Source organism: Bradyrhizobium sp. (genome assembly GCF_049581145.1).
GTDB lineage: Bacteria > Pseudomonadota > Alphaproteobacteria > Rhizobiales > Xanthobacteraceae > Bradyrhizobium.
Window position 1 is genome coordinate 1 of the sequence record NZ_JBAURI010000356.1, and the last position, 2,466, is coordinate 2,466.

2 protein-coding genes and 1 pseudogene are annotated in these 2,466 nt (G+C 63.1%); all 3 read left to right on the forward strand.

Annotation, left to right across the window (positions count from 1 at the left end):
• Positions 1–200: 200 nt before the first annotated feature.
• The 3 genes and pseudogenes from WCB02_RS11680 (at position 201) to WCB02_RS11690 (ending at position 2,362) form a co-directional block, all read left to right on the forward strand.
• A pseudogene (locus WCB02_RS11680) lies at positions 201–936 on the forward strand (SDR family NAD(P)-dependent oxidoreductase).
• 113 nt (positions 937–1,049) lie between these two features.
• The gene (locus WCB02_RS11685) at positions 1,050–1,652 is read left to right on the forward strand and encodes an NADPH-dependent F420 reductase (protein ID WP_423958333.1); all 603 of its coding nucleotides are present in this window, start codon (positions 1,050–1,052) and stop codon (positions 1,650–1,652) included.
• 77 nt (positions 1,653–1,729) lie between these two features.
• Positions 1,730–2,362 (forward strand): class I SAM-dependent methyltransferase, encoded by a 633-nt coding sequence (locus tag WCB02_RS11690; protein ID WP_423958334.1) that lies wholly within the window; start codon positions 1,730–1,732, stop codon positions 2,360–2,362.
• Positions 2,363–2,466: the final 104 nt, after the last annotated feature.

The following is a 2,466-nucleotide window of genomic DNA, read 5'->3' on the forward strand; positions in this document are numbered from 1 at the left end:
TCATAGCCTACGCCCACAAGCGCGGCCCCATTCCAAACGGGCGCACCGATCGTCGCGGCGGGCGTCAGTCGTCCAGCCGGATCGAATTTGCACCACCGATATGCGCGCCTCCGCACTGAACGCCTGACGCCGGCGGACCCATTTCGAGCGTCTCGGGATCCTACCCGAACGAGCAAAGACACAGCTTGAAAGGAGAAGCCATGGGAAAGCTTGAGGGCAAGGTTGCAGTCATCACGGGTGGAACGAGCGGCATGGCGCTGGCGAGCGCCAAGCTTTTCGTTGACGAAGGAGCCTATGTTTTCATCACCGGCCGGAGGCAGGAGGCGCTCGACGAGGCCGTCAAGCTGATTGGCCGGAACGTGACCGGCGTGCGCGGCGACATGGCCAATCTCGATGACCTCGACCGCCTGTTCGATACGGTCAGGCGGGAAAAGGGCAAGATCGACGTCCTGTTTGCGAGCGCAGGCCACGGGCGAAGCCGTCAAACTGGGCGAGAGTACCGAGCAGCACTTCGATGCGATCTTCGCCCTGAATGCGCGCGGCACGCTGTTTACGGTTCAGAAGGCGTTGCCGCTGTTCAGTGATGGCGGATCGATCTTCATGACCGGGTCAGTTGCTTCGGTGAAAGGTTTTTCTGGTTACGGCGTGTATTCGGCGAGCAAGGCGGCATTGCGCTCATTCGCACGCACCTGGCTCAACGAACTGAAGGGGAGGAAGATCCGGGTGAACGTGCTGAGCCCGGGGCCGATCGCCACACGGATGCAGGACCAAGTTCTCGACGAGGAGGGGAAGCGGATGTTCGAATCCCTGATCCCGCGGGGAAAGATGGGGCGTCCTGAGGAAATTGCGGCCGTCGCGGTGTTTCTTGCTTCAGACGATTCAAGCTTCGTGAATGGCGTGGAGTTGTCTGTCGACGGCGGCCTCTCGGCCATCTGAAATCGCGCCGGATGGCCGGGACTGGTGGAACGATCTCCGCGACACAGCGGAACGGATAACCCGGCGCCGTTGAAGGCCGGGGAATCAATATCAACACGGATCGGAGAAATATCATGAGCTATGCGATTGTAGGATTCGGTAAGATAGGCCAGGCCGTCGCCCACGCCTTCGCGCGGAAAAACATCGACGTGGCCGTCGCGAGCCGCCGGCCGCCAGAGGCGTTGGCGCCGCAGGCTCGGGCGATTGGACCCACGGTCGTCGCCATGTCGCTGCGGGATGCACTCGAGGCCGACACGATCATCCTGTCGGTCCCGTTCGGGGAGCATCGCGAGGTTGCGAAGGCCCTGCCGAGCTGGAGCGGCAAGACGGTCATCGACGCGACGAACGCGTTCGGAGTTCTCCCTGAAGAGCTGGACGGTCTCCCGTCCTCCGCCTTCGTCGCGAAGGCGTTTACCGGCGCCAAGCTCGTGAAAGGTTTCAATCACCTGGGTGCTGCCACCCTGGCTGCCGATCCGATCGTCGAGGGCGGCCACCGGGTCGTCTTTCTGTCCGGTGACGACGAGGACGCGACCGCTCCCGTGGCGGCCTTGGCCAAACAACTCGGCTTCGCACCCGTCAAGCTGGGAAAGCTCGACGAGGGTGGCGCGCTGGTGCACGCACGCGGCCGCATTTGGGGCCAGCTCATCTTCCAGGATCTGTTCAAGAAGGAGCCGTAAATCGATCGACGACCGTGTGATCGACGCAGAGAACTGGTCGCGCGCTAGTCGAATGCCCAACCGTAAAGGAGATCCCGATGTACGACCAATACAAGCTATCCGAGTTGATCCGGTTCGCACGAGTCGATGCGGGCTCCACCGTCATCGACGTTTACCCAGGCGACGGCGACTGGACCCGTCTCTTCTCCGACATCGTGGGACCAGAAGGACGGGTCACCAGCTTCGTGCCGGCCGAAGTCGCCCACTTCAAGAACGATCCGGTCGGCCGCATAAGGACGCTTGCAAAGGAGCCGGGCCGAGAGAACGTCCAAGCCGTCTCGGCGGACCTCGTGGCGATGCTGGAGGCTACGCAACCAGCGGATGTCCTGTGGCTGCACCTGTTCTACCACGATCTCCACACCGCGCTGATCCAGGCCAGGGGCGCGACGGCGGCCCACTTCAATCGAGTTGTCTACGAGCGGCTAAAGCCCGGTGGGTCCTACGTCATCGTAGACCACGCAGCCGCCGTCGGGGCGGGCACGAGCGACGCCCAGTCGCTGCATCGGATCGAGCCTGCATCCGTTCGCGAGGAGGTGGAGGCGGCCGGCTTCGTCCTGGACGCGCAAAGCACCATGCTCGCGAACAAGCACGATACGCACGCGATCAAGGTGTTCGATCCATCGATCAAGGGCGAGACCGATCGCTTCACCTATCGGTTCGTGAAGCCCTGACAGGTCCCGGCCCTCACAGCCTGCCCACGACCCCGTCGAGCCAGGCGATCAGGTCGCGCGTGACCTCGTCGCGGTTCGTCTCGTTCAGCGTCTCGTGCCGGGCG